This window comes from Aphanothece stagnina RSMan2012, assembly GCF_046764815.1.
Lineage (GTDB): Bacteria > Cyanobacteriota > Cyanobacteriia > PCC-6307 > Cyanobiaceae > NIES-981.
In genome coordinates, this window is sequence record NZ_JBKOUC010000008.1 from 17,843 (window position 1) to 41,635 (window position 23,793).

Here is a 23,793-nt window from a genome sequence, read left to right on the forward strand (position 1 = left end):
GAGGGAGGGTGCCAATGGCTACGAAGTTTTTCACGCCAGGGCAGAACGCTTTGCGGGCCACGTCCAAGGCTGATGTGTTTGTGGCTTCATTGAGGGGAGCAAAGTTCAGGGATGCCGATAGCATCATCAATTACCGATCCAACGATTGGATTGATCTGCCCGGATCCTGGGGGGCGGGCGGCAATGGAGCCACGATCAGGGGCAGCCTGTTCACGGCCTCTTTCCGTGACTCTCTCTCCCGCTCCATCGCGGCAAACCTGAGGGTGGGCGAAGCCGGTGTGTTCACCTTGAAGGCGGGCGGAGGTTGGCCAAAATCAAAGGTTTTGTACTACAACCGAGGATCCTCAGGTGTTGATGTTGGCAAGGATCTGCTCGTGATTCTCAGGGATTACGGCGGAAGTGTGAATATCTTCTGATCGCCCAGGCTGGCCTGTGGTTTTGGGCGTGGCTTGGGTCGTCGCCTTCGGGTCTGACGCTGGGCAGGCAGGCTCCACCTTGTTCCTTCCCCGCTGATGCATCAGGGCAGCGCGAGGCTGGGGAGGGATGATCGGAGGCGGACCGCTCCCTCGCCCCGGCCAACGAGCCGCCGCCGCCTTCCATGCTGCGTATCGCCCAAGCCCTTGAAGCCCAGCTCGTGGCGGCCCTGGAGCGGGCGTTCCCCGAGGCGGCCGCCTCGGCACGGGAGGCGGGCACCCCCCTGGACCCCCAGCTGGCACCGGCCAGCAAGCCGGAGTTCGGCGACTTCCAGGCCAACGGTGCCCTGCCGCTGGCCAGGCCCCTGAAACAACCGCCCCGGGCGATCGCCACGGCGATCGTGGAGCAGCTCAAGGCCGATCCGGCCTTCGCCGACCTCTGCGGCGAGCCCCAGATCGCCGGGCCGGGCTTCATCAACCTCACCCTGCGGCCGGAGCGGTTGGCGGCGGAGGTGGCCGGGCGGCTGGGCGATCCGCGCCTGGGGGTGCCCAGCTCAGAGGGGCCCGGCGGTGGCGCGCCGGCGCCGGTGGTGGTGGATTTCTCCAGCCCCAACATCGCCAAGGAGATGCACGTGGGGCACCTGCGCTCCACGATCATCGGCGACGCGCTGGCGCGGGTGCTGGAGTTCCGCGGCCACCCGGTGCTGCGCCTCAACCACGTGGGCGACTGGGGCACCCAGTTCGGCATGCTGATCACCCACCTCAAGCAGGTGGCGCCCGAGGCCCTCACCACCGCCGATGCGGTGGATCTGGGCGATCTGGTGGCCTTCTACCGCCAGGCGAAGGCCCGCTTCGACGCCGACGAGACCTTCCAGGCCACCTCCCGCGAGGAGGTGGTGAAGCTCCAGGGGGGCGATCCGGTGTCGCTGAAGGCCTGGGGGCTGCTGTGCGAGCAGAGCCGCCGCGAATTCCAGAAGATCTACGACCGGCTCGACATCCGCCTCAATGAGCGGGGCGAGTCCTTCTACAACCCCTACCTGGAAGGCGTGGTGGCCGATCTGGAGGCCGCCGGCCTGCTGGTCACCGATGCCGGCGCCCGCTGCGTGTTCCTCGAGGGGGTGAGCGGCAAGGACGGCCAGGCCCTGCCGGTGATCGTGCAGAAACGCGACGGCGGCTTCAACTACGCCACCACCGATCTGGCGGCGATCCGCTACCGCTTTGCCCCGCCGCCGGAGGGGGATGGGGCGCGCCGCGTGATCTACGTGACCGATGCCGGCCAGGCCAGCCATTTCGCCGGCGTGTTCCAGGTGGCCCGCCGGGCCGGCTGGCTGCCGCAGGGGGCGCGGCTGGAGCACGTGCCCTTCGGGCTGGTGCAGGGGGACGACGGCAAGAAACTCAAGACCCGCGCCGGCGACACGGTGCGGCTGCGGGACCTGCTCGATGAGGCGGTGGAGCGGGCCGAGGCCGATCTGCGCCGCCGGCTGGAGGAGGAGGGCCGCCAGGAAGACGAGGCCTTCATCGCCCAGGTGGCCACCACGGTGGGCCTGGCGGCGGTGAAGTATGCGGACCTCAGCCAGAACCGGATCACCAACTACCAGTTCAGCTTCGATCGGATGCTGGCCCTGCAGGGCAACACGGCGCCCTATCTGCTCTATGCCGTGGTGCGGATCGCCGGCATCGCGCGCAAGGGGGGTGATCTGGAGGGCTCTGTGGAGGCGTCCAGCCTGCAGTTCAGCGAGCCGCAGGAGTGGGCCCTGGTGCGGGAGCTGCTCAAGTTCGACGCCGTGGTGGCCGAGGTGGAGGAAGAGCTGCTGCCCAACCGGCTCTGCAGTTACCTGTTCGAACTCAGCCAGGTGTTCAACCGCTTCTACGATCAGGTGCCGGTGCTGAAGGCGCAGCCGGAAGCCCGCCCCGGGCGGCTGGCGCTGTGCCGGCTCACGGCCGACACGCTGCGGTTGGGTCTGGGGTTGCTGGGGATTCCCACGCTGGAGCGGATGTGACCGGGAGCCCTGCCGCAGCAGGGCCTCGTTGCCCGCGGACCTTCAGGACATCCCAGAGATGAATGGGGCTGTCGATCCTCGGGGTCGGCCCGGCTACCTGGCCATCCGCAGCTGGCGGGCCAGGGGCACGAGTGAAGGTGTCGTATCTCCAAAGGCAGCTTTGACTGGCCTACACCCCGCCAGCTGAGCTCAGGTCACCTCCGCTTCGTTTCTCCCACGGGCGCTCAACTTCAGCCCAAGGGCCGTGACGACCTTCAGGATGGTGTCAAAGCTCGGGCTGCGCTCACCAGATCATGCCTTGTCGAGGCTCTCCCTGGAATGCCCGGAATCTCTGACCACCTGAGTCATCCCCTGGGCCCTTGCCATGTCGCCCAGGGCCTTGGCCATGAAGGCAGCATCTCCATCCGCCTCCTTGATGCAGGCTTCCAGGTAGGCCCCCATCTCCTCCGGTGTTCGGAGATGCTCGGCAACGGCATACGGGCTGGTTGTCGTTTTCATCTGGTCTCCTCGGTCAGGTTGGATCCAACAGAAAGGGCTCATCAAAGGCTTTCGCCTGGGAGCTCTTGTCTTCGCCAGCCAACAGGTTGATCAGGGCGCTTTCCCTCTTCAGGAAACAGACCCTGTATCCAGGGCCATCGTGGATCCGCAACGCCGACAGGTCTGCCCCGATGGGCTTGACGTCACCAGGATTGCCGCCGATGAGGCGCTCGATCCTGGCCAGAAGCCTCCCCCGGCCTCTGAGGTGGGCAATCGACTTTGGGCGGCCGGGGGCGCACGCACCGTGCGGGATTGTCCACCTCCACACACGTGGATAGGCTTTCGCAACTGGCTCTCATTCCAGGGCGTAATTGAACCAGCTGATGGACGGCGTGCTAACATAGGTTCGGTAAACTACTTATGATGAAACAATCCAAAACAGCGCTGCTTCTCCTGTCTGCAGTGGCACTTGGAGCCTGTGCTGTAACGTAGATTCCAGCAGCCAGTGCCAATCAGGAGGCACAGATTGAAGCACGCATCGAAAAGTGGGGGCGTAATTGCAAGAACGCCATTGTTCAGGCGCAGGGTTCCAATACTTCCATGGCCGATATTGAAGTCAGCCTGAGCGCAACAACCCGCACTAATATTGACGCCGGAGAGATGACACTGAAGGACATCAAGAAATACGGACTAATCTACAATTGGCAGCGCCCATTCTCCGACGGCTCAGCGCTGCGCGGCACTTGCGAAGTCGACGGTAAAGGAAACGTCGTCAAGGTCGATTGATCTTTGGGCGTGCTGTCCAGTGCTGGACAGCACGCTTCGCAGGCAGGCCACCCAACAAGTTGTCGCAGCCGCGGTCACTCCCTTGGCAGGGCTTAATCCGCTACGCCTCTCTGACGTTAACCAGGGTTGACGGAGCGCGGACGTTCCGCATTCGTCTGTGGAACGTCCGCGCTGCAGGAGAAGCCGCGACAGGCGCTGGTGCCCTGCTGTACCGCTGGATGGGCCAGGGATTGGGCTTTGGGTTGCGCTGACCTCGAGCCGAAGAAAAGGCCCCCGCAGCGGCCGGGGGTGATGTCAGTATCCCCGTAGTGGACATGGAGTGCGGGTCCAAAAACCAACTCTTCAGCACGAGACGCAAAGGTTTCTCAGCTGCTGGCCTCACCCGGGACTCGGCAGGTGAAGGGCATCCAGGGCGACTTCCAGATCTTTTGAACGCTGTCCCTGAGTGGCAGGCAAGAATAATTGGGACACAGCTGATTCATCTTGGTGGCCTGTCCACTCGAGGGGCTGGTTAGACAGCCATCTTCGCCTTGTCAGTTGCGCTGACATGAAGTTGCAAACCCAGTGCCGAGATAACCTTCAATATGGTTGCCAGTTCTGGGTTCCCCGCAGAGGACAGGGACTTGTACAGGCTCTCCCTGCCTAGACCCGCCTCACGTGCGACATGAGTCATTCCTTTGGCTTTAGCAATATCTCCAAGGGCAGCGGCTACAACCTGAGGATCTCCATCTTGAAGCGCAGCCTCCAAATATGCCGCGACATCATCGGCAGTGGTTAGGTGTGTGGCTGGGTCCCAGACACTAGTGGTTGTTTTGGTCATCGAAGCTTCCTAGAGATTTCGTGCAAGATGTTTGGCGAGGCGAATATCCTGGTCTTGGGAGCCCTTGTCCCCGCCTGCAAGGAGGACGACGATGGTCTCTCCTTGTTGTGCAAAATAAATTCGATAGCCAGGTCCGTAGTGGATTCGTAGCTCTGATACGCCCTCCCCCCTACAGGCCGAACATCGCCTGGATTGCCTAAGGAGAGACGCCTGATCCGAATGTCGATGCGAGCTTTGGCCGTCCGATCACGCAATGCAGAGAACCATTCGGCATAGGCAGATGTCTCCCGGATTTCGAGCATGCTCCCACTGTATCCCACCGGATACGACGGGCGCAACCCGCTGCTTGGCCTGTCTAACGCTCCGGTTCAGCGGCGGACCGCGCAGCGGATCGTCCGCTGCAACCGGTTGTTAGCCGATCGGCCCATAACATCTTTCAGTCAACAAACGGCGAATCCAAGTCAGTCGCCAGCACCCGCACCTCGGGATCGGCATTAAATATTGCTATGAGGTCACCATGTAACTTGACTGCCGCTTCGCGGACTCCAGTGTCGATGAACCGAAATTTCCGCCAACTCCAAACGCGGTCTTGACCTGCTCCATCTGTCACGTACAGATCCAAGTGTCCATCATCACACTCTCGCCCGTAGATGCATACACCGAAGGTGCATGGGAACCCTGCCAACTCGACCCACCAACCCCAATCCTCGCAGCAGCAAAACGGTGCGTCGTACCCGTACTCCCGCAGCCTGCTGACCAGATACTCCGCGAGTGCCTTGCCATACATACCTTCATTGACAAGTTCGTCAGACTCGCCAGGAAGAATCGGAAATTTTGAGGAGTTGACGCGGATGAATGTCCCCATTTGGCCTCCACTAGGCTAACGCTGTATAGGCGGATCCGCTAACCACGTCCCCTCTGTTTCCTGGTCAGCCTAAGCAGTCTGGCCGTGCGGCGCAATTGGCGCTAGAGCCACTGCTACAACTCTGTTCTTGCCTGCAAGCCGATGTTGTCCCGGGTTCTTTTGCGGATCCGCTATCCACCTGTTCGTCTGCATACGCTTTGGGGGTTGGGGTGACGCACCTCCTCATCCAGGTGTCGCTGAGCTGTCTGGAGGCAGCGGCCAGGGTTCAGCAGAGTGGCCGCAGATGTAGCCCCCAGATGTGAGAGTCTCGACTCGGCCTCCTCGCTGAGGGGATCGCTTCGGGAGCCCCTGAAGCAGAACGTTTAGGTTGGCCCTGCTAACGGGATGGCCATGTTCAGGGCTGCATCAGGGCAACGTCTGCACCGGCTGGTTCTGGGATGGAGCTGATCCGGTTTCTGCTGCGCACATCCGGGCGCCGCATGGCGATCGCCATCGTCACCGGCATGGTGAGTGGAGTCAGCTCAGCAGGGTTGATTGCCCTGATCAGTCGTTCCCTCCATCAACAGGAGTCGCCTGCCGGTGGCTGGCTGGTGGCTGGCTTTGTCGGCCTGGTCCTGGTGGCCCTGGCCACCAGCATCGTCTCCCAGCTGGTGCTGGTGCGTCTCTCCCAGGGGGCGGTGTACCAGATCCGGGTGAGGCTGGTGCGCCAGATCCTGAACTCTGAGCTGAGTCGCCTGGAGCAACTCGGCAGCCCACGCCTGATGGCCAGCCTCACCCAGGATGTGCATGCCATCACCGATGCGATCGAACGCATCCCATTCGTCTGCATCGACCTGGCCACCGCGGTGGGTTGCCTGGCCTACATCACCTGGCTCTCCTGGGCCGGCCTGGCGCTGATGGTGGCGCTCTGCAGCCTTGCCGGATTCACTTGCATCCGGTTCGTGCGATGGGGCGAGCGCTGGCTGATGCGCGCCCGTGACGAAGAGGACCACCTGTTCCGCCACTTCCGGAGCACCACCGAGGGCATCAAGGAGCTGAAGCTCCATCAGCGCAGGCGCATGGCGTTTCTGGACGAGCAGGTGGAGCCCACCGCGCAGCACTTCAGGGATCTCAGCATCCGCGGGCTCAACTGGTTTGCCGTGTCATCGAGCGTGGGCAAGCTGATCTTCTTTGTGGCGGCGGGGATCATCCTCTTCGCCCTTCCTCAGTTGGTCGCATCCAGCCGCGAGCTGATCTCCAGCTACATCCTCACCTTCACCTTCATGATGTTGCCTGTTGACAACATTGTGAACAACCTTCCCTATCTCTCACGCTCGAATGTGGCCCTGAGGAAAATCAATGCCCTCGGTCTCTCGCTTTCGTTGCACCCGGAACCTTTGGCCGGCAGCGAGCCGCAGCAGGAGGCCTGGCGGGTGCTTCGGCTCGACGGCGTGGTGTACCCCTACCGCAGCGGCGAGGATGAGGACACGTTCACCCTCGGTCCGCTGGATCTGACGATCAGACGCGGGGAGGTGCTGTTCCTGATCGGAGGCAATGGCAGTGGCAAGTCCACCCTGGCGAAGCTGATCACCGGCCTGTATGCGCCTGAGCGGGGAGAGGTGCGCATCGATGGCCTCCTGATCGATGACGCCAACCGTGAGTGGTACCGACAGCATTTCTCCGCCGTGTTCGCTGACTTCCACCTCTTTGAGCAATTGCTGGGACTGGAGCATCGGCAGCTGGACCGCCAGGCGGCCCACTATCTGCACAAGCTGCGGCTCACGCAGAAGGTGAGGGTGGAGAACGGCAGGCTCTCCACCCTCGAGCTGTCCCAGGGGCAGCGCAAGCGGCTGGCGCTGCTCACCGCCTACCTGGAAGACCGGCCGATCTGTCTGTTTGATGAGTGGGCGGCCGACCAGGATCCACTGTTCAAGGACCTGTTTTACCGGGAGATTCTGCCGGACCTGCAGAGCAAGGGAAAAACCGTGATCGTGATCAGCCATGACGACCGCTACTTCGACAGCGCTGACCGCCTCGTGAAGCTCGAGGAGGGCAGGATCCTCAGCGACACCAGCCGCAGGCCACCCCACGGCGGGGGGCCAGCACTCATGAGCGAGATTCCCTGATCCGGCCGCCGCTGGTGAGGATCAGCCGCCGGCCGCCCCAGGTCACGTCGGCACCGAACCAGCTCACCAGCCACACCAGGGCGCTCACCAGATCACGCACGGGGGCCAACCAGAGCAGCCGCATGGCAGCAGCGTCCTGCAGCAGGCGAACACCCACCACCCATCCGAGCGCATACCGGAGCCCCCAGGTGAGCAGCAGCAACGCCACCGCTGGTGATGTCGCCCCTGCGAGCAGCAGCACCACAAAGCTGGAGAGGGTTCCGTAGGTGAACACCAGCCCCAGCGTTCCCCAGGGACGTGAGAAGCGGTTGCCGCGCGCCCAGCGCAGCTGGTGCTGCAGCATCTCTCTGAAGCTGGCCGTGCGGAGGGCATGGTCCACCACATGCTCGGAGAGCACCACCTGGAATCCGGAGCGGGCGGTGCACTGGCCCAGCTTGAAGTCGTCCGCCAGATAGTGGGACACCAGCGGCAGCCCACCGAAGCCATCCAGCACCCGGCGGCGGATCACGATCGTGGCACCGAAGGCGAAGGCCATGCCCTCGAGTTGCCGCGCCACCAGAACGGAGGGAAAGAATTCGGTGGAGGTGGCCAAGGCTTCAAAGGCGGCGATCCACGTGGCGGGGCGGGTGCGGTACATCGTGGTCACCAGACCTACCCCTGGATCCTGCAGTGGCTGCACCACCCGATGGAGATAATCCGGTGCCACCCAGATGTCACTGTCGGCAAACACCAGGATCGAATGCTTGGCCTGCGCCAGGGCATGGGCCATGTTGTTCACCTTGGGATTGGCACCACCGTGATTGGCACCACCGTGAGTGGTGCCATCGCGGTGGTCGCTGATCACAAGGGCAAGATCCCGCTCGGGGTAGCGCCGGATCAGCTGCTCCACCAGGGCGACAGCCGGATCCGCCGCCGAACGCACCGCGAAGATGATCTGCAGACAGGGATAGGTGAGCTCACAGAAGCTCGACAGGGCCTCATCTGTGCTGGGTTCCACCCCGTGCAGCGGTTTCACGATGGTCACCGGAGGCTCGAACCGACGGTTGGGCGGGGGTGCGGGCTGCAGGAACCGAACGGCGGCCGAGAGCGCCAGGAGGTAGTAGACGATGGCCGTCACGGTGATCAGCAGGGATGGGGCCAGGGCCAACCCCAACAGCACGGACGAGCGGTTCTCCAGCAGGGCGTCGGAGGCCAGCATTCAGAGCTCGGGGAAGCGGACGCCCTGAAAACGGCAGGATGCAAGCAGGTGTCGGATGGAGGGGCTGGTGAGGGCCTGCAGCTCCAGCGGACCATCTCCGCCACTGTCGGATGCCGATGCCCCCGCCTCCTCCAGGCTGGGATGGGCATAGATTTCCACCCTGTTGGCCCGGATCAGCGGAATCAGGCGGCTGAGATAGGCCTCAGTGATCCGGCCGGAATGCAACCAGCCATAGACCCGATCGGCATAACCGATTCCATGGGCCGACAGCTGCGTCACACCATGGGCACGCAGGAGCCGGAAAATGCCCCACAGCAGCAGGGCGCCAGGGCCGGTGCGCGAGCCGGTGGCGCGATGTACGGAGAGCTCCTCGAAAGGCAGGCGGATGAACCGGATCCCGAACTCCTCGGCGAGCGCGATCAGGCATTGCAGCACATACGGGTGCACATGGTTGTGCAGGTGGCCATCCACATGGGTGAGCGGCAGACCGGTGTCCTTGAAGCGCTGCAGCTGGGCCCGGATCTCCAGCAGCAGCTCACGCCGAGCGGCCCGGCTGAACTGATAGCGCAGACCCACCCGCACGGGCTGATCCGGGAACCGACCGTTGGCATCCACCAGATGGGGGATGTGTGCCGGCGGCAGAACGGCCCGTCCCGTGCCCACCACCAGGTGGAGGCCAACGCCGAGGGAGGGATGCTGTCGGGCCAGCTCGACGGCTTCGGCGAAGGCGTCTCCAGTCACCATCAGGCTGGCACTGGTGAGTACGCCGTTGGTGTGGGCCTGGATGATGGCCTGGTTGACGGCGTGGGAATGACCGAAGTCATCCCCATTGATCACCATCCTGCGACCGACTGTGAGCCGGGCTGGATGTGCTGCAGCTGTGGGCAACGGCACCGCGAGGCGAGGCCCCCTCAGCGGGCTGTCGCTGCCAGATGGGCAGCCGACTGCTGGTTGCGTCGCTCCCGCAGGTAGGCAAAGAATTCCCGGCCTTCCCGTAGACGTCGGATCAGCATCTGGCGATCGGTGACCATCTCGCGAACGATAGGAAGGATCGCCTTGGGTCTGAAATAGAAGCGACGATACATCTGTTCGACCGAATCTTCGATCTGGGTGCCAGACAGGGATGGATAACTCAATGTGGAGGTCTGGATGCCGGATTCGGCCACGAGTGAGTCGTCGGAGAACCAGCCATTCTGCTGGGCCTCGGAATAGAGCTGGGTACCGGGATAGGGTGCAGCGATGGAAACCTGAATGGTATGGGGGCTGATGTCGCAGGCGAAGCGAATCGTTTCTTCAACGGTTTCTGGCGTTTCGATCGGCAGGCCGATGATGAACGTGCCATGAACCAGGATCCCGAGGCGTTTGCAGTTTTCCATGAACTTGCGCGCCACCTCGAGCTTTACCCCTTTGTTGATGTTGTCGAGGATCTGCTGGTTGCCCGATTCAAAACCCACCAGCAGAAGCCGAAGGCCATTGTCCCTGAGGGTTTTGAGGGTGTCGTAGTCGAGATTGGCTCGTGCGTTGCAACTCCAGGTGAGCTTCAGCCGTTTCATGTGCTTGCTGATCTCAATGGCCCGCTGCTTGTCGATCGTGAAGGTGTCATCATCGAACATGTACTCGCGGACACGATCACCAAAGATCGCTTTGGCTTCCTCCATCTCTCTGCCGACAACCTCAGGGCTCTTCGCTCGGTACTGGTGCCCTCCGATCGTCTGCGGCCAGAGGCAGAAGCTGCACTTGGCTGGGCAGCCACGGCCGGTGTAGAAGGAAACGTAGGGATGCAGGAGATAGCCGATAAAATACTTCTGGATATCTAAATCGCGCCCATAGGTTGGCAGCACGCTGGGCATGCTGTCCCAGTCATGGATGAGCTCGCGATCGGGGTTGTGGATGACCTCACCAGAGCTGTCGCGATAACTCAGCCCAGTAATCTGCTGCCAGGGCAAGGCCTGGGCGAGCTCCTGGCAAGTGTAATCAAATTCATGGCGACAGACGAAGTCGATGACAGGGTGATCGCGGAGCGTCTGGTCTGGAAGAACGGCCACATGCGCTCCGATGAAGCCGATCCTGGTATGGGGTCGTCGTTCTTTGATCGCTTTCGCACATGCAACATCATTGGCGATCGATGGTGTGCTGGTGTGCATGATCACCAGGTCATAATCCTTGGCGATCGCCAGGACATCCTCAACACTCAGGTCGTGCGGAGGAGCATCCACAAGCCTGCTCCCAGGAACCATCGCGGCAGGCTGTGCCAACCATGTGGGATACCAGAACGAGGTGATCTCCCGTTTCGCTTGGTAGCGGGCGCCGGCGCCACCATCAAAGCCATTGAAGGATGGGGGACTCAGAAAGAGGGTGCGAAGCATGGTGGGCTACTCCTGGTCCAGGGCTTTGGAACCCATCACCTCTTCGATCAGCTGCATCACACGTGCTCGGCTTAGCTTGAGGTCGCCGAGGGCCATCGCCTGAAGCGTGCCGTGGGCGAGAGTCAGTGGAATCTTGCAGAAATCCAGGACAGGGCCAGTGGGAAGCTGGCGTGTGTAGGCATCAGCCAGAGAAAGATTACGATTGGCGTAGGCATTCATGAGGCTTCGGTCCCAGCCATGGGGAAAGAAGTTCGCACCACGGCTGATGTCGTCATGTTGATTCCGGAGAATATTCACGGCCTGGAGTCCCCGCCCGAACCCGATCGCCAGAGAGCGGTCAGTCTGGGTTCCGTCATGCCATCCCCAAAGATCGGAAAGCAGCAGACCCACGGAGCCCGCCACGCTGAAGGTGTATTGATTCAGCTCGGATTCGGTTTCGATCCTCCAGTTGCATTCTGCCCAGTGGGCCATGCGATCGGCCATGGCAGCCGTGGAGTCCCAGATTCGGGGGGCGATGGAGGGCGGAGCCAGCGAAGCCCACTCGCCAATCCTGAGGGAAACCTCAGGAAGTTCCGCGTCATGCTGTTCGAGACCTTGGCCAAAGGATGCGGCGCTGTGTTCATCGACTCCCGCCTGGACGTTGAGGCTGATCCGACGCAGCAGCAGGGCCTTGGTCGCGTTATCGAGCTCAGGGTGATCTTCAATTTCATCGATGGCCCGCAGACAGAGGTAGGCTGCACACACCGCCTCAAGCAGACCGTCCGGCAGGCGGCGGATCGGGATGTAGAAGGTGCGGCTGGTCTCTTTCAGTGTCTCCAGGGCCTCGGAACGCAGGGTCATGACACGGTCAGCTCAGGAGGGGGAGATACGGAACGGCTGAAGGCATGGATTGAGAGATGGCCTTGAAGCAGTGGCCCCTCAGCGAGCGAGGCCAAGCACGCTGCCCAAGGCCCGCTTCATATTGGCTGGTTGCATGGCATCCACAGCTGCTGTGGGCTCGTAGCCGCAATGGACCATGCAGTCGGCGCACTTTGGATTGCCACTGGCATGGCCGTACTGATCCCAATCAGTAGAATCAATTAATTCCTGGAATGTTTCATAATGGCCTTCGTTGAGCAAGTAGCAAGGCTTCTGCCAGCCCAGGACGCTGTAGCTCGGACTGCCCCAAGGGGTACATTCGTAGTCTTTATCCCCCGTCAGGAAGTCGAGGAAGAGAGGGTTGTGATTGAAGTTCCAGTGCTTCTCGCCTGATCGGAACGGTGCCAGGATGGCCTTGAACAGTTGCTTGGTTTGTTCTCTGGCGAGAAAGTGGTCTTGATCTGGGGCCCACTCATAGTTGTAACCAGGGGATACCATCATGCCGTCAACGCCGAGTTCTTCGAGAAAGTCGAAGAGGGCCTGAATATCTGCCGGGTCAGTCCCCTTGAACGTGGTGGTATTGGTGGTGACCCTGAAGCCTTTCTGTTTGGCAGCCTTGATGGCGGAGACGGCCGTTTCAAAGACTCCTTGTCGGTCCACACAGCGGTCATGCAGGGCCTGCATGCCGTCAAGATGAACACTGAGGGTGAAGTATGGCGATGGTTTGAACTTGTGAAGGCTCTTCTCGAGCATCAGGCCATTGGTGCAGAGGTAGACAAATTTCTTGCGAGCTACCAAGCCCTCCACAATGGCGTCAATCTGCGGGTGCAGAAGCGGTTCTCCCCCGGGTATGGAAACAACAGGGGCGCCACACTCCTCCACGGCGGCAAAGCACTGTTCCGGGCTCAAATTCTGTCGAAGGATCTCGGCAGGATGCTGAATCTTGCCGCATCCTGTGCAGGCCAGGTTGCAACGGAACAGCGGTTCAAGCATCAGTACGAGCGGATAATGCTTTCGCCCGCTGATGCGCTGGAGCATCAAGTATTTGCCGACCTCAAGAGCCTGCTTTAGGTGGACCGCCATGACAGGAACCGATGGGTCAGTGCTTGCAACGGTGTCGCAGGCCTTTCACTGGACATTTTAGCATCGTTGCTTGGGGCGGCCATTTGCTGAATTCCAATTCTGGGCTCGCTTCCACGCTGCTGGGTGTTCAGTGGAAGCCTGGGGATCTGTGGGCTGATCCCGATTCATGACTTCTGAACATAGCCATGCTGTTTGAACCATCCAATCGCTCTCTCGACCGCCGCTGACAGATCCGACTGCGGCAGACCCAGTTCGTGCACAGCCCGGGAACTGTCGTAGTGCATCCACTGCCTGGACATGCGCACACCATCCACCGCTATCGATGGCGTGACCCCAAACTTTGCAAGAATGTCTTCCTGCACGCGCGCGGTCAACAGCGGAATCCAGTACGGGATACGGCGCGATGGACTGGCGATGCCAGTGTGCTTGGACAGCAGGTCGAGCAGGGTCTTGAGCGTCATATTCCGATGGCCAAGGATATAGCGGCGCCCGGTCTTTCCCCTTGTGAGGGCCAACAGGTGTCCCCAGCACACGTCATCCACATCAATGATATTGAGGCCGGTATCAAGGTAGAAAGGCATGTTGCCCCGCAGAAATCGAAGGATGATGTCTCCGGTGGGGGTGGGCTTGCGGTCCCAGGGCCCAATCGGGGTGGTGGGGTTCACGATCACGATGTCCTGGCCGGCATCAATGGCCTGTCTTGCCTCCATCTCCGCCCAGTATTTTGATTGCTTGTACTCCCCAACCAACTGATCCACCGGCGTCTGGTGGCTTTCATTGAGTGTCTGCCCCTCTTTGCCCGCCCCGATGGCGGCCACCGAGCTGGTGTACACGACCCTGCTGACTTCGGCCCTTCTGGCCGCTGCAAGAATGTTGCGTGTGCCGAGAACATTGCTGCGCCGTAGCTGTTCTCGATCCGATTGCCAGAGAGAGTAGTGCGCTGCTACATGAAAGAGGGCATCACATCCTTTCATCGCTGACCAATTCTCAGGATCATTCAGGTCGCCCTCCACGCTTTCCATGGTGCCGCTGCCGGGCTGAAGCCTCTCCAGGTGTTCACTGTCCGCCGCAGAGCGCACCAGTGCCTTCACGTGGTAGCCCTGGTCCAGGAGAAGACGAATCAAATTGGTGCCGATGAAACCAGATCCCCCTGTCACGAAGACCTTCCGAGGCACCATGGTCCATTCCGTGGAACATTCCATGGCTCAGTTGACGGAGACGACCTCTGCTGAGACCCGTCGTTTGAACCTATCCAGGAGGCTCACCATCACAGGAATCACGATAAGACTCAGCAGCGTCGATGTGATCAGACCCCCAATGATGGCGATGGCCATCGGTGCCCGCAGTTCTGAACCTGCTCCCAGCCCCAGCGCCACCGGCAGCATCCCAAGAACCGTGGCCGCGGAGGTCATCAGGATCGGCCGAAGCCGCACGGTGGCGCCGCTGATGATGGCCTCGGTTGACCCCTGCCCGCACGCGCGGAGCTGATTGATGTAGTCGATCATGATGATGGCATTCTTGTCCGTGAGGCCCATCAGGAAAATCACACCGATCACGGAGATCATGCCAAACTCCTGGCCTGTCAACAGCAGCGACACCATGGCCCCACAGAATGAAAGGGGCAATGAAACCATGATGATCAGGGGATCGCTCCAGCTCCTGTAGAGGACCACCAGCACTGCCAGCATGCAGCCAATGCCCAGGCCCAGGGTGAGCGCAAAACTCGAAAGGATCTCCCGGATCCGTGCCGAGTCACCGCCGAGCTCCATGGTCACGCCATTGGGGAGTGAACCCTTCGCGGCGGCGCGGATCTGAGACGTTGCCAGCTCCACTGACGTGCCGGGCAACAGGTTGGCGCGCACATAGCGAACACGCCGACCATCGCGATGTTCCTGCGCCGCCTCGGCGGCATCTGCTGTGGGAGTGTTGGCGGTCGTGGACACATCCACGAGGCCGGGCAGACGGCTGAGGCGTCGTTCCAGGACGGTTGCCGTCTGCTCCAGGGTCGCGATGTCCTCACCGAAGAGCCTGACCTGGATCGGTTGCTCACTGCCGGTGTCCACGAAGGGAATGTCCTCCACGCTGAGTTTCACCGCGTCGAGGCTTGCCAGCTTGGTACGAATGGCATCCTGAATCTCCAGGGTGGAGTTCTCACGCTTCGGTTTCAGCCGCACCAGCAGTTCCCCCGTATCCGTCTGTCCCCAGCGACTGCCGACCGTTGTGTAGACCTCCTTGACATCCGGGTTGCTCCTGATCAGCGCTTCGATCCTTTCAGCAGCCTTCTGGGTGTCCAGAAGCTGGGCTTGCATCGCCTGAGCCTGGCTGGGCGACGGATCCGCAGATGCCTGCGGCGAGGCTGACGGCTGCGGTTGGGAGGCGAACCGCACGATGAATTCACCACGATCCAGCCTTGGGATGAAGCCTTTGTCCACCTGGCCCACCAGGGCCACGCCCAGCAGCAGGCTGGAGAAGGTCAACGCCACCACCAGGCCTCGATGCCTCAAGGCCCAGTGCAGCCCGGCTCGATACCGGTTCAGCACGGCCTGCCAAGGCTGCCCTTCAGAGCGCTGGGGGGAGCTTCTCAGCCAGTACATCGCCAGCACGGGCGACAGGGTGCGGGCCACCAGGAGTGAAATCAGAACCGCTGCCGAAACGGTGAGACCGAAGGGGCGGAAGAACTGGCCCACCACCCCGCCCATCAGGCCGACCGGCAGGAAGACGGCGGCGATCGTGAGCGTGGACGACGTCACCGTGAGGCTCACTTCATCGGTGGCGGTGATTGCCGCCTCGCGCGGCGACTTCCCAAGGTCGAGATGACGCGAGATGTTCTCCACATCCACAATGGCGTCGTCGACGATGATGCCTACAACCAGAGCAATGGCCAGCAGGGTGATCGTCTCGAGGTCGAAGCCACTGACGGCCATCACGATGAACGTTCCGAACAGTGATGTTGGAATCGCCAGGGCGGCAATGAGGGTGGCCTTCCAGTTCCAGAGAAACGGGTAGATGACAATGACCGATAGTGCCACGGCTATGGCGATCGATTCCAGCGTGGCCAGATTCGCCTCCCTGATGTAGTTGGCCTGGGTCGCGGCCTGAATGATCTCGATGTCGGGAATTGTGCGACGGGCCTTCTCCATCACAAGGTCAAGACGCTGAACCAGCTCGAGTGTGTTGGCGTCACCCGTCTTCACCACTTCGAGGGCGAGCGCGTTCCTTCCATCCCATCGCGCCAGCATCGGGGCGGAGGCCCCATCCGCGATGGCGTCCGAGGTCGCCATGCTCCGCTCCAGAGCTCCGATCTGTCGGACTCTGAGGACACCGTTCACCTCCTGGATCATCGGTGTGATCTGCTTCTCGACCAGGCTGACGAGTTGCGAGGGTGGTCGCGTGGAGCTCTGGATCACATAGCTGACTGCTGCCGATTCATTCAGGTTCAGCGGCACCGTGTCCAGGATCGTGTTCTCAGGCAGGCCGGCGGACCCCAGGGCCGCCAGGGTTTCCTGGGTGGCCTCCTCCAGGCTCTTGCCCACCTGGAAGGAGACTCTTGCCGTCACCCGTCCAGCTGAGGTGGTGGAGGTCACATCATCGAGATCCGCAAGATTCCGTAGCTTCGCTTCAATCGGGATGGTGAGAGCGGTTTCCGTGGCCAGGGTTGATGGTGTGGGTTGGACCGTGGCATGTACCACCACCACGGGAAAGGTGATGTCCGGGAACAGGGCATAGCGCAGTGAGCCGAAGGCCACCAGGCCGGCGATGACGACGGCAATCCAGAAGCCGATCGTGATCCGCGGATACCTGATCGCCAGGCGTGAGATGTTCAACCTCTGGCGGACTGATGTTGTCTCGCCCGGAGATTGCACACTGGCCACGCTTGCCTGATCTCCATGGAGGCGTGATCTTAAACCCATTCTGCGCCCTCATTTGTTTCCGTGCGCCGCCTTCCCCTGTGCACAGGCACAGGTGTCACTAGCGTGCATTCCAATCGGCGCGATGGCCTGTCGTGTTTGTGAGTCCACCTTCGCTGAGGTGATGCAACCACCCTCCGCGCAGAACGGCGCCGTGGATCTGATCCTTGTTCCCAGCGGCATCGAACATCGCGTCGTCAGGGCGGCTGTCAGCCGCGGCGGTTCTGCTGCTCCAGCGGTGCAGGCCATCCCGCTGGGTCCCGCAGCCCTGTCGGCTCACCTGAGCCAGTGGCTCGCCAGCGACCCCACCCTGAAACCAGGCTCCCGCATCCTGCTGATGGGCCTCGCTGGTGCACTCGGTGAGCGGCTGCAGGTGGGCGATGGGGTGCTTGTGGAGCTTTGCGCTCAGCTGGGCGGTGCTGGCCAGATCCGCTGGTTGCCCTGCGACCCTGCGCTGACCGCCGTCCTCGGGGCCACCCCGGCCCAGCTCCAGCGGGCGCGGCTGTTCACCAGTGCAGCTGTGGTGTGCAGCCGCCGCGAGAAGCTCCAGCTCCATGCCCAGACGGGGGCCGACGTGGTGGACATGGAGGGCTTCACCGCCCTGGAGATGCTCACGGCGGCTGGCCACCAGCTGGCGATTGTTCGGGTCGTGAGCGATGACCGGCGCCATGACCTACCGGACATTTCAGGCGCCGTGTCCTCCTCAGGGGTGCTGCTGACGGGCCCGCTGCTGCTGGCGCTGCTGAAACGCCCCCTGCCGGCCGTGCGCCTGATGCTTGGATCGGTACGGGCCTTGCGGGCTCTCGCCGGGCTGACCCATCAACTGCTGGGCACCGCGTCGCCGAGTGCGGCGTAGCCGCTCAGCGCGGTGAGCGGAAAGTGCTGTTGGTAGAGGTGGTACTTCAGGTAGAAGTGACCTGGAAAGCCGGTGCCGGTGAACTCCGCTTCCTCCCAGGTTCCATCCGCCCCCTGGCTGCTCACCAGGTAGCTCGCCGCGCGTCCCAGGGCGTCGCGCACCTCGGCGGCGTGCGCGGTATCCAGGCCCGCGCAGGCCAGCAGGCCGATCATGGCCCAGGCGGTCTGGGAGGCGGTGCTGAGGCCCACCCCCTTGAGCAGCGGATCCCCATAGCTGCGGCAGCTCTCCCCCCAGCCCCCATCGGCGTTCTGACAGCCCAGCAGCCAGCGGGCGCCCCGTGCGATCGCCCCCGCGGCGCGATCCGGGGCGATCGCCGCCAGGGCCGCCAGCGCGCCGCTGGTGCCATAGATGTAGTTGACCCCCCAGCGGCCGAACCAGCACCCCTCGGCTTCCTGCTCCCCGAGCAGATAGGCAAGGGCCCGCTCGATTGCAGGGCTTGCGGCGCTGCCTGGGGAACGGTGGCCGAGGCGGCCCAGCATCTCCAGCACCCGGGCCGTGACGTCAGCGGTGTTGGGGTCGATCATCGCCTTGAGGTCGGCGTAGGGCAGGGCATTGAGCCAGTTCTGGTTGTTGTTGAGGTCGAAGGCAGCCCAGCCCCCCTGGCGGCACTGCATCGTGAGGATCCAGGCCACGCCGCGGCGCATCGCCTGTTGCCTCAGCCCCTCATCGGCCAGCGACACGGTGGCCAGGGCCATCACCACCACGGCCGTGTCGTCCACATCGGGATAGAAGCGGTTTTCGAACTCGAACGCCCAGGCGCCGGGTTGCCCCCTGCGGTTCTTGATCGCCCAGTCGCCGTAGTCGAGGATCTGTTTGCCCAGCAGCCATTCCCCGCCACGCACCAGGGCCGGATGCTGGGCGGCCAGGCCGGAGGCACGCAGGGCGCGCATCGCCAGGGCCGTGTCCCACACCGGTGACACGCAGGGTTGGACCCGCCACTGATCGGCCGTCTCGATCGTGAAGCGATCCACCGCTTCGAGGCCACGCACCACGATCGGATCGTGGACGTCATAGTCGAGGCAGCGCAGGGCAAGCAGGGAATTGAGCATGGCGGGGATGATCCCGCCCCAGTCGCCGCTGGTCTCCTGCCGCTCCAGCATCCAGCGCTCGGCGGCGCGGAGGCCCCTGCGGCGGAACGGCACCAGGCGGAGCCGTTCCATCAGCTTGAACACCGAATCGAGCAGCACGAAGACATCGCCCAGACCGCCGCTGCGCGGCAGAGACGGCCGCGATCTGGCACGCGGATCGGCATACAGCTCATCCAGCTGAATGGAGGGATTCATCTGGAAGACGGGCTTCTGATCAAACACGATCAGCAGCGGCACGGTGCTGCCACGGGCCCAGCTGGACAGCTCATAGATGGTGAACGGAAACCAGGTGGGGAAGAGCATCACCCAGGCGGGAATGGAGGGCACCCCTGCCCATGGGTAACAGCCGATCAGCGCAAGATGGAGCTTGGTGAAGATGCGGCAGCGCTCGATTCCTCCCCTGGAAAGGATGAATGTTTTTGCTGCCACCAGGGCCGGATCTCCGGCCGCCACCCCCAGCAGGCGCAGGGCCATGTAGGCCTCCACCGACGTGCTCAGGTCGCCGCCATCGCCATGAAAAAGCTCCCATCCCCCATGCTCCCGCTGCTGGGCGCGGAGGTAGGGCTCCGCCTTGTGCAGCGGGCGGCTGTCGCCGCTGTTCCAGATCCTGTGGAGCAGCACCGCTTCGGCCGTCATGGTGACGTTCGACTCGAGCTCAGACCACCAGTAGCCGTCAGAATGTTGAATCGACAGCAGATGATTTTGGCTGGCCTGAATGGTCCTATGCAAGGCTGAGGGTGTGATTATGTCTTGCACGGGACAGCTTGTGGCGATTTCAGAATGAAGTCACAGACTTTATCATCGACAAGATTGTGGGGCGAGTTGTGAGGAATTCTGGCCGCAAGACAACAAGCAGCACACTGCGGAGCAATCCGCAAACCAAACGGCACCTGCCTCACCCACCGATGCACGCCTCGGCATGAGCATGGTCGCGACCCTGCAGATCCTCGCCGCACTCTCCCTGCTGATCTGGGTGATTCTGCTGGTGGGGCGCGGCCAGTTCTGGCGGGTCGAGGCCCACCAGGAGGGCGGCGCTCCGCCCGGAGCCGCCGAGGGTGGGGGGCTGCCGCCGGTGTGTGTGGTGATTCCGGCCCGCAACGAGGTCGATGTGCTGCCCCGCGCCCTGGCTTCGTTGCTGGGCCAGTCCTATGGCGGACCGCTGCGGGTGCTGCTGGTCGATGACCAGAGCGACGACGGCACCGCCGACGCGGCCCGGATCACGGCCGAGCGCCTGGGCTGCGGCGATCAGCTGGAAATCCTGCCGGGGGCTCCCCTGCCGGTGGGCTGGAGCGGCAAGCTCTGGGCCCTGGCCCAGGGGGTGCGCCGGGCCGAGGCGCTGCAGCCGTCCCCCACCTACCTGCTGTTCAGCGACGCGGACATCGCCCACGATCCCGGCAACCTCGCCCGCCTGGTGGCGCGGGCGGAAGCCGAGCGGCTGGCGCTGGTGTCGCAGATGGTGCGGCTGCGCTGCACGAGTGTCTGGGAGCGCTGGCTGATTCCCGCCTTCGTGTTCTTCTTCTGCAAGCTGTATCCCTTCCGCTGGGTCAATGACCCGCGGCGCACCACCGCGGCGGCGGCCGGCGGCTGCATCCTGATCCGCACCGACGCCCTGCGCCGCAGCGGCGGGCTGGAGACGATCCGGCAGGCGCTGATCGACGACTGCAGCCTGGCGCGCTCGGTGAAGGACAGCGAGCGGGCGCTGAACGGCGAGGGACGGATCTGGCTGGGCCTCAGCGACACCACGGTGAGCCTGCGGCCCTATCCGGATCTGGCATCGATCTGGACCATGGTGGCCCGTACCGCCTTCAGCCAGTTGCACCATTCCCCCCTGGGGCTGCTGGGCACCGTGCTGGCGATGGGGTTGATCTATGCCATGCCGCCCCTGGGGCTCGGCCTGGGGATGGTGTTGGGCAACCCGTTGCTGAGCGCCCTGGGTCTGGCGGCCTGGCTGCTGATGGCGGCCGCCTACGCGCCCATGCTCCGCTTCTATCGCCAGTCCCGCTGGCATGCCCCTGCCCTGCCTGCTGTCGCCCTGCTCTACACGCTGATGACGCTCGATTCCGCCCGGCGCCACTGGGCCGGTAGAGGAGGGGCCTGGAAGGGGCGCACCTATGCCGGGGCCCCGGGCGCCGTGCCGGGTCGCCCAGCCCAGCGCTGAACCTCCTGGGCAGCCTGGGCAGCCTTGGCAGCGTGGACAGCCAGCCCCACCCCGGCAGCTCCTGCCGCGCAGCGGCCGGTCGGCTGCAGCGGCCGCCCGTGCTGCTGGGGGCGCGGGATGATGGCACCGCCGGTGCGCCATCGCCCCCGTGACCCAGCCGCCCTTCCCCCAGGCCCGTATGGAGGTGGAGATCCTGCAGGCCTACAGCGCTCCGCTCGAGGGCCGGCGCGGGCTGCTGCGACTGGACTTCAACGAGAACACCCTGGGGCCGAGTCCCCTGGTGGTGGAGGCCATCCGGGCCATTCCGGCGGAGCACTACGCCATCTATCCCGAATACAACGGCCTGCGGGAGGCGGTGGTGGCCAACCTGATGGCCACCACACCCGGCCTCGCCCGGCCCCTGGTCCCGGCCCAGATCGGCCTGTTCAACGGGGTGGATGCCGCGATCCATGCCGTCTTTCACGCCTTCGGTGAACTCGGCCACATCCTGCTCACCACGCGTCCGACCTTCGGCTACTACGGCCCCTGTGCCCGCATGCAGGGCATGGCGATCGAGGCGGTGCCCTACGAGGGCCCCGAGTTCGCCTTCCCGCTCGAGGAGATCCGCCGGATCCTGCTCGATGTGCCCCGCCCGCGCATTCTGCTGATCTGCAATCCCAACAACCCCACCGGCACCCGTCTGGCGCCGGAGCCCATCCTCGAGCTGGCTGCCGCGGCGCCCCACACCCTGGTGGTGGTGGATGAGCTCTACGAGGCCTTCACCGGCGACAGCGTGCTGCCGCTGGTCGATTTCGCCGCCACCCCCAATCTGCTGGTGCTGCGCTCCCTGGCCAAGACGGCCGGCCTGGCCGGGCTGCGCATCGGCTTCGCCATCGGTGCTCCCTCGGTGGTGGATCGCCTCGCCCGGGTCACCGGGCCCTACGACATCAACAGCTTTGCGGTGACCGCCGCCCTCGCGGCCCTGGCCGACCAGGCCTACATCGATGGCTATGTGGCCGAGGTGCTGCGGGCCCGCGGCTGGATCCTGGCGCAGCTGGCCGCCGCCGGGGTGCGGCACCATGCCGCCGGCGGCAACTACTTCCTGCTCTGGCCCGAAAGCCCGGCTCTGGAGGTGGAGCGGCGCCTCCGGAAGGCCCGCATCCTGGTGCGCTCCATGGCGGGCAAGCCGCTGATCGAGGGCTCACTGCGGGTGAGCATCGGCACCATCGAGCAGATGCAGCGCTTCTGGGAGGCCTACGCCGCCATCGAGGGGCTCAGCGGCGCGGAACTCAGCGCATGACCTCGATCACCGGGCCGTCGGCCAGCTGGCCGGGCAGGCTCAGGCTGCGGCCCGGCCGCCGCACCGGCGTGCCCCCCATGGCCTGCAGAAAGGGCTCGACCCCGCCCTGGTCACAGTCCTGGGGTGCGGAGCCCGCGGTGTACTGCACGGGGATGACCACCCGGGGCTGCAGTTCGCGCACGATCTCGGCGGCTTCGCTCGCGTCGTAGACCTTCGCCCCGCCACCGACGCCGAGGATCAGCACATCCGGGCGGCCCAGCATGACCTTGTCGGAGGGGCTCAGGCGGGCGGCGGTGCCACCGAGATGGGCAAAGCTCAGTCCGCCCTGCTCCCAGCGCCAGAGGGTGGACAGGCCGAAGCGGCGCCCCCCCACCCGGTCGTGGGGAGCGGCGATGCCCTCGATCTTCAGGCCGGCCACCCGGTAGGAACCCGGATCCGCCAGAAACTTGCCGCTCGCGACCGGAGCCCCCTCGTCCAGCAGGCGGCTGCTGGCCAGGATCACCGAGGCGCCCACCCGTGGTTCCGCCAGGCCGGCGGCGCAGCCCACGGCCTTGAACGGGTTGACCAGCACGCTGGCTCCGCCACCGCGGATCATCAGGGCACTGTGGCCATAGCTGGTGATCGTCACGCCGCTGCCCGCCCGGGCCGGCAGGCCGCTCAGCGCCAGGCTGCCGATCAGGGTTGCTGCGCCGACCAGGGTGGCTCCGCCGGTCAGGGCGGCCCACGCCACCGTCAGCCGGGGGGGGCGCCGGGCGGGGCGTTCAGGGCGGAGGCTGGCGGCGCTGGCCATTCGGTGCGGGCCCACTCGGGTGGCGCGAAGCTAGCAGCGTTGCTCGGTGCTGCCCCGGTGGGGGGTTCAGCCTGCCGCCTGGCGCAGGAAGTTGGCCAGCAGGTCATGGCCGCTCTGGGTGAGCACGCTCTCCGGATGGAACTGCACCCCCTGCAGGTGGGGGAAGGCTCGGTGGCGCAACCCCATGATCGTGCCGTCCTCCAGCCAGGCGGTGATCTCCAGGCAGTCGGGCAGCGAGTCGCGCTCGGCGATCAGGCTGTGGTAGCGGGTGGCGGTGAGGGGGTTGGGCAGACCCTCGAACACGCCGGCGCCCTGGTGCAGCACTGGCGAGGTCTTGCCGTGCATCAGCTCCCGCGCCCGCACCACCCGACCGCCGTACACCTGGGCGATCGACTGGTGTCCGAGGCACACCCCCAGGGTGGGGACCGTGGGACTCAGTTCCCGCAGCACCTCGAGGCAGACTCCGGACTGGTCGGGATCCCCGGGCCCCGGGGAGATCAGGATCGCGGCGGGGTCCAGGGCGCGGATCTCCTCCAGGCTGAGGGCGTCGTTGCGCTCCACCCGCAGCTCGGCGGCCAGGGGATGGCGGTCGGCCAGCTCCCCCAGGTACTGCACGAGGTTGAAGGTGAAGCTGTCGTAGTTGTCGAGAACGAGGAGCATTGCCGCCCGGGGCCAGGCCCCAT

21 protein-coding genes and 1 pseudogene are annotated in these 23,793 nt (G+C 63.9%); 7 read left to right on the forward strand and 15 right to left on the reverse strand.

Annotation, left to right across the window (positions count from 1 at the left end; translation table 11 throughout):
- The first annotated feature begins 14 nt into the window (after positions 1–14).
- Together ACLNEE_RS06830 and argS are read left to right on the forward strand one after the other, a co-directional pair.
- Positions 15–416 carry a hypothetical protein gene (locus ACLNEE_RS06830; protein ID WP_411423614.1) on the forward strand — a complete coding sequence of 134 codons (402 nt, stop codon included), beginning with the start codon at positions 15–17 and terminating at the stop codon, positions 414–416.
- 182 nt (positions 417–598) lie between these two features.
- Positions 599–2,413 carry an arginine--tRNA ligase gene (gene argS / locus ACLNEE_RS06835; protein ID WP_411423615.1) on the forward strand — a complete coding sequence of 605 codons (1,815 nt, stop codon included), beginning with the start codon at positions 599–601 and terminating at the stop codon, positions 2,411–2,413.
- Between the two features lie 291 nt (positions 2,414–2,704).
- On the opposite strand, the gene ACLNEE_RS06840 is transcribed toward argS, so the two are convergent.
- Both ACLNEE_RS06840 and ACLNEE_RS06845 read right to left on the reverse strand, forming a co-directional pair.
- The gene (locus ACLNEE_RS06840) at positions 2,705–2,911 is read right to left on the reverse strand and encodes an addiction module antidote protein (protein WP_411423616.1); all 207 of its coding nucleotides are present in this window, start codon (positions 2,909–2,911) and stop codon (positions 2,705–2,707) included.
- 13 nt (positions 2,912–2,924) lie between these two features.
- Positions 2,925–3,218 carry a type II toxin-antitoxin system RelE/ParE family toxin gene (locus ACLNEE_RS06845; protein WP_411423617.1) on the reverse strand — a complete coding sequence of 98 codons (294 nt, stop codon included), beginning with the start codon at positions 3,216–3,218 and terminating at the stop codon, positions 2,925–2,927.
- 272 nt (positions 3,219–3,490) lie between these two features.
- On the opposite strand from ACLNEE_RS06845, the gene ACLNEE_RS06850 reads away from it, so the two are divergent.
- Entirely contained in the window at positions 3,491–3,676 is a 186-nt protein-coding gene (locus ACLNEE_RS06850) for a hypothetical protein (protein WP_411423618.1), read from the forward strand.
- Between the two features lie 511 nt (positions 3,677–4,187).
- Here the strand turns inward: ACLNEE_RS06850 and ACLNEE_RS06855 are convergent.
- The 3 genes and pseudogenes from ACLNEE_RS06855 to ACLNEE_RS06865 all read right to left on the reverse strand — a co-directional run bounded on the left by ACLNEE_RS06855 (position 4,188) and on the right by ACLNEE_RS06865 (position 5,361).
- Positions 4,188–4,496 carry an addiction module antidote protein gene (locus ACLNEE_RS06855; protein WP_411423619.1) on the reverse strand — a complete coding sequence of 103 codons (309 nt, stop codon included), beginning with the start codon at positions 4,494–4,496 and terminating at the stop codon, positions 4,188–4,190.
- Positions 4,497–4,505: 9 nt separating this feature from the next.
- A pseudogene (locus ACLNEE_RS06860) lies at positions 4,506–4,798 on the reverse strand (type II toxin-antitoxin system RelE/ParE family toxin).
- A gap of 134 nt (positions 4,799–4,932) precedes the next feature.
- The gene (locus ACLNEE_RS06865; protein WP_411423620.1) at positions 4,933–5,361 is read right to left on the reverse strand and encodes a hypothetical protein; all 429 of its coding nucleotides are present in this window, start codon (positions 5,359–5,361) and stop codon (positions 4,933–4,935) included.
- Between the two features lie 437 nt (positions 5,362–5,798).
- Here ACLNEE_RS06865 and ACLNEE_RS06870 point away from each other — a divergent pair, with 437 nt between their 5' ends.
- Positions 5,799–7,466 (forward strand): cyclic peptide export ABC transporter, encoded by a 1,668-nt coding sequence (locus tag ACLNEE_RS06870; RefSeq protein ID WP_411423621.1) that lies wholly within the window; start codon positions 5,799–5,801, stop codon positions 7,464–7,466.
- Here ACLNEE_RS06870 and hpnI read toward each other — a convergent pair.
- The 7 genes from hpnI to ACLNEE_RS06905 form a co-directional block, all read right to left on the reverse strand.
- Positions 7,447–8,664 carry a bacteriohopanetetrol glucosamine biosynthesis glycosyltransferase HpnI gene (gene hpnI, locus ACLNEE_RS06875; RefSeq protein ID WP_411423622.1) on the reverse strand — a complete coding sequence of 406 codons (1,218 nt, stop codon included), beginning with the start codon at positions 8,662–8,664 and terminating at the stop codon, positions 7,447–7,449. The genes ACLNEE_RS06870 and hpnI overlap by 20 nt on opposite strands.
- Positions 8,665–9,504 (reverse strand): hopanoid biosynthesis-associated protein HpnK, encoded by an 840-nt coding sequence (hpnK, locus tag ACLNEE_RS06880; protein ID WP_411423623.1) that lies wholly within the window; start codon positions 9,502–9,504, stop codon positions 8,665–8,667.
- A gap of 71 nt (positions 9,505–9,575) precedes the next feature.
- A complete protein-coding gene (gene hpnJ / locus ACLNEE_RS06885; RefSeq protein WP_411423624.1) occupies positions 9,576–11,030 on the reverse strand; it encodes a hopanoid biosynthesis associated radical SAM protein HpnJ in 1,455 nt (484 codons plus the stop codon).
- Positions 11,031–11,036: 6 nt separating this feature from the next.
- Positions 11,037–11,870, reverse strand: coding sequence for a squalene/phytoene synthase family protein (locus ACLNEE_RS06890; protein ID WP_411423625.1), 834 nt, complete (start codon positions 11,868–11,870; stop codon positions 11,037–11,039).
- 78 nt (positions 11,871–11,948) lie between these two features.
- Positions 11,949–12,971, reverse strand: a complete 1,023-nt coding sequence (hpnH, locus tag ACLNEE_RS06895; protein WP_411423626.1) for an adenosyl-hopene transferase HpnH — start codon at positions 12,969–12,971, stop codon at positions 11,949–11,951.
- A gap of 164 nt (positions 12,972–13,135) precedes the next feature.
- Positions 13,136–14,173: a hopanoid-associated sugar epimerase gene (gene hpnA, locus ACLNEE_RS06900; RefSeq protein WP_412006927.1), complete on the reverse strand. Its 1,038-nt coding sequence runs from the start codon at positions 14,171–14,173 to the stop codon at positions 13,136–13,138.
- A 3-nt stretch (positions 14,174–14,176) separates the two neighbouring features.
- Complete coding sequence (locus ACLNEE_RS06905) at positions 14,177–16,795, reverse strand: efflux RND transporter permease subunit (protein ID WP_411424076.1); 2,619 nt, start codon at positions 16,793–16,795, stop codon at positions 14,177–14,179.
- Positions 16,796–17,003: 208 nt separating this feature from the next.
- On the opposite strand from ACLNEE_RS06905, the gene ACLNEE_RS06910 reads away from it, so the two are divergent.
- Positions 17,004–17,735 carry a phosphorylase family protein gene (locus tag ACLNEE_RS06910; protein ID WP_411424077.1) on the forward strand — a complete coding sequence of 244 codons (732 nt, stop codon included), beginning with the start codon at positions 17,004–17,006 and terminating at the stop codon, positions 17,733–17,735.
- Here the strand turns inward: ACLNEE_RS06910 and shc are convergent.
- A complete protein-coding gene (gene shc, locus ACLNEE_RS06915; protein WP_412006928.1) occupies positions 17,699–19,639 on the reverse strand; it encodes a squalene--hopene cyclase in 1,941 nt (646 codons plus the stop codon). The genes ACLNEE_RS06910 and shc overlap by 37 nt on opposite strands.
- 169 nt (positions 19,640–19,808) lie before the next feature.
- Here shc and ACLNEE_RS06920 point away from each other — a divergent pair, with 169 nt between their 5' ends.
- Both ACLNEE_RS06920 and ACLNEE_RS06925 read left to right on the forward strand, forming a co-directional pair.
- Positions 19,809–21,041 (forward strand): glycosyltransferase, encoded by a 1,233-nt coding sequence (locus tag ACLNEE_RS06920; protein ID WP_411424096.1) that lies wholly within the window; start codon positions 19,809–19,811, stop codon positions 21,039–21,041.
- Between the two features lie 148 nt (positions 21,042–21,189).
- A complete protein-coding gene (locus ACLNEE_RS06925; RefSeq protein ID WP_411424079.1) occupies positions 21,190–22,320 on the forward strand; it encodes a pyridoxal phosphate-dependent aminotransferase in 1,131 nt (376 codons plus the stop codon).
- Here the strand turns inward: ACLNEE_RS06925 and ACLNEE_RS06930 are convergent.
- Both ACLNEE_RS06930 and ACLNEE_RS06935 read right to left on the reverse strand, forming a co-directional pair.
- Complete coding sequence (locus ACLNEE_RS06930) at positions 22,310–23,110, reverse strand: MBL fold metallo-hydrolase (RefSeq protein ID WP_412006929.1); 801 nt, start codon at positions 23,108–23,110, stop codon at positions 22,310–22,312. The two genes, ACLNEE_RS06925 and ACLNEE_RS06930, sit on opposite strands and share 11 nt — an antisense overlap.
- 66 nt (positions 23,111–23,176) lie before the next feature.
- Complete coding sequence (locus ACLNEE_RS06935) at positions 23,177–23,770, reverse strand: anthranilate synthase component II (protein WP_411424081.1); 594 nt, start codon at positions 23,768–23,770, stop codon at positions 23,177–23,179.
- Positions 23,771–23,793: the final 23 nt, after the last annotated feature.

What these genes read in the sequence shown, in the direction of transcription:
- ACLNEE_RS06830 (WP_411423614.1), top strand. Translation starts at nt 15, where the DNA reads ATGGCTACGAAGTTTTTCACGCCAGGGCAGAACGCTTTGCGGGCCACG.
- argS (WP_411423615.1), top strand. Translation starts at nt 599, where the DNA reads ATGCTGCGTATCGCCCAAGCCCTTGAAGCCCAGCTCGTGGCGGCCCTG.
- ACLNEE_RS06840 (WP_411423616.1), bottom strand. Translation starts at nt 2,911, where the DNA reads ATGAAAACGACAACCAGCCCGTATGCCGTTGCCGAGCATCTCCGAACA.
- ACLNEE_RS06850 (WP_411423618.1), top strand. Translation starts at nt 3,491, where the DNA reads ATGGCCGATATTGAAGTCAGCCTGAGCGCAACAACCCGCACTAATATT.
- ACLNEE_RS06855 (WP_411423619.1), bottom strand. Translation starts at nt 4,496, where the DNA reads ATGACCAAAACAACCACTAGTGTCTGGGACCCAGCCACACACCTAACC.
- ACLNEE_RS06865 (WP_411423620.1), bottom strand. Translation starts at nt 5,361, where the DNA reads ATGGGGACATTCATCCGCGTCAACTCCTCAAAATTTCCGATTCTTCCT.
- ACLNEE_RS06870 (WP_411423621.1), top strand. Translation starts at nt 5,799, where the DNA reads ATGGAGCTGATCCGGTTTCTGCTGCGCACATCCGGGCGCCGCATGGCG.
- hpnI (WP_411423622.1), bottom strand. Translation starts at nt 8,664, where the DNA reads ATGCTGGCCTCCGACGCCCTGCTGGAGAACCGCTCGTCCGTGCTGTTG.
- hpnK (WP_411423623.1), bottom strand. Translation starts at nt 9,504, where the DNA reads ATGGTGATCAATGGGGATGACTTCGGTCATTCCCACGCCGTCAACCAG.
- hpnJ (WP_411423624.1), bottom strand. Translation starts at nt 11,030, where the DNA reads ATGCTTCGCACCCTCTTTCTGAGTCCCCCATCCTTCAATGGCTTTGAT.
- ACLNEE_RS06890 (WP_411423625.1), bottom strand. Translation starts at nt 11,870, where the DNA reads ATGACCCTGCGTTCCGAGGCCCTGGAGACACTGAAAGAGACCAGCCGC.
- hpnH (WP_411423626.1), bottom strand. Translation starts at nt 12,971, where the DNA reads ATGGCGGTCCACCTAAAGCAGGCTCTTGAGGTCGGCAAATACTTGATG.
- hpnA (WP_412006927.1), bottom strand. Translation starts at nt 14,173, where the DNA reads ATGGAATGTTCCACGGAATGGACCATGGTGCCTCGGAAGGTCTTCGTG.
- ACLNEE_RS06910 (WP_411424077.1), top strand. Translation starts at nt 17,004, where the DNA reads ATGCAACCACCCTCCGCGCAGAACGGCGCCGTGGATCTGATCCTTGTT.
- ACLNEE_RS06920 (WP_411424096.1), top strand. Translation starts at nt 19,809, where the DNA reads ATGGTCGCGACCCTGCAGATCCTCGCCGCACTCTCCCTGCTGATCTGG.
- ACLNEE_RS06930 (WP_412006929.1), bottom strand. Translation starts at nt 23,110, where the DNA reads ATGGCCAGCGCCGCCAGCCTCCGCCCTGAACGCCCCGCCCGGCGCCCC.
- ACLNEE_RS06935 (WP_411424081.1), bottom strand. Translation starts at nt 23,770, where the DNA reads ATGCTCCTCGTTCTCGACAACTACGACAGCTTCACCTTCAACCTCGTG.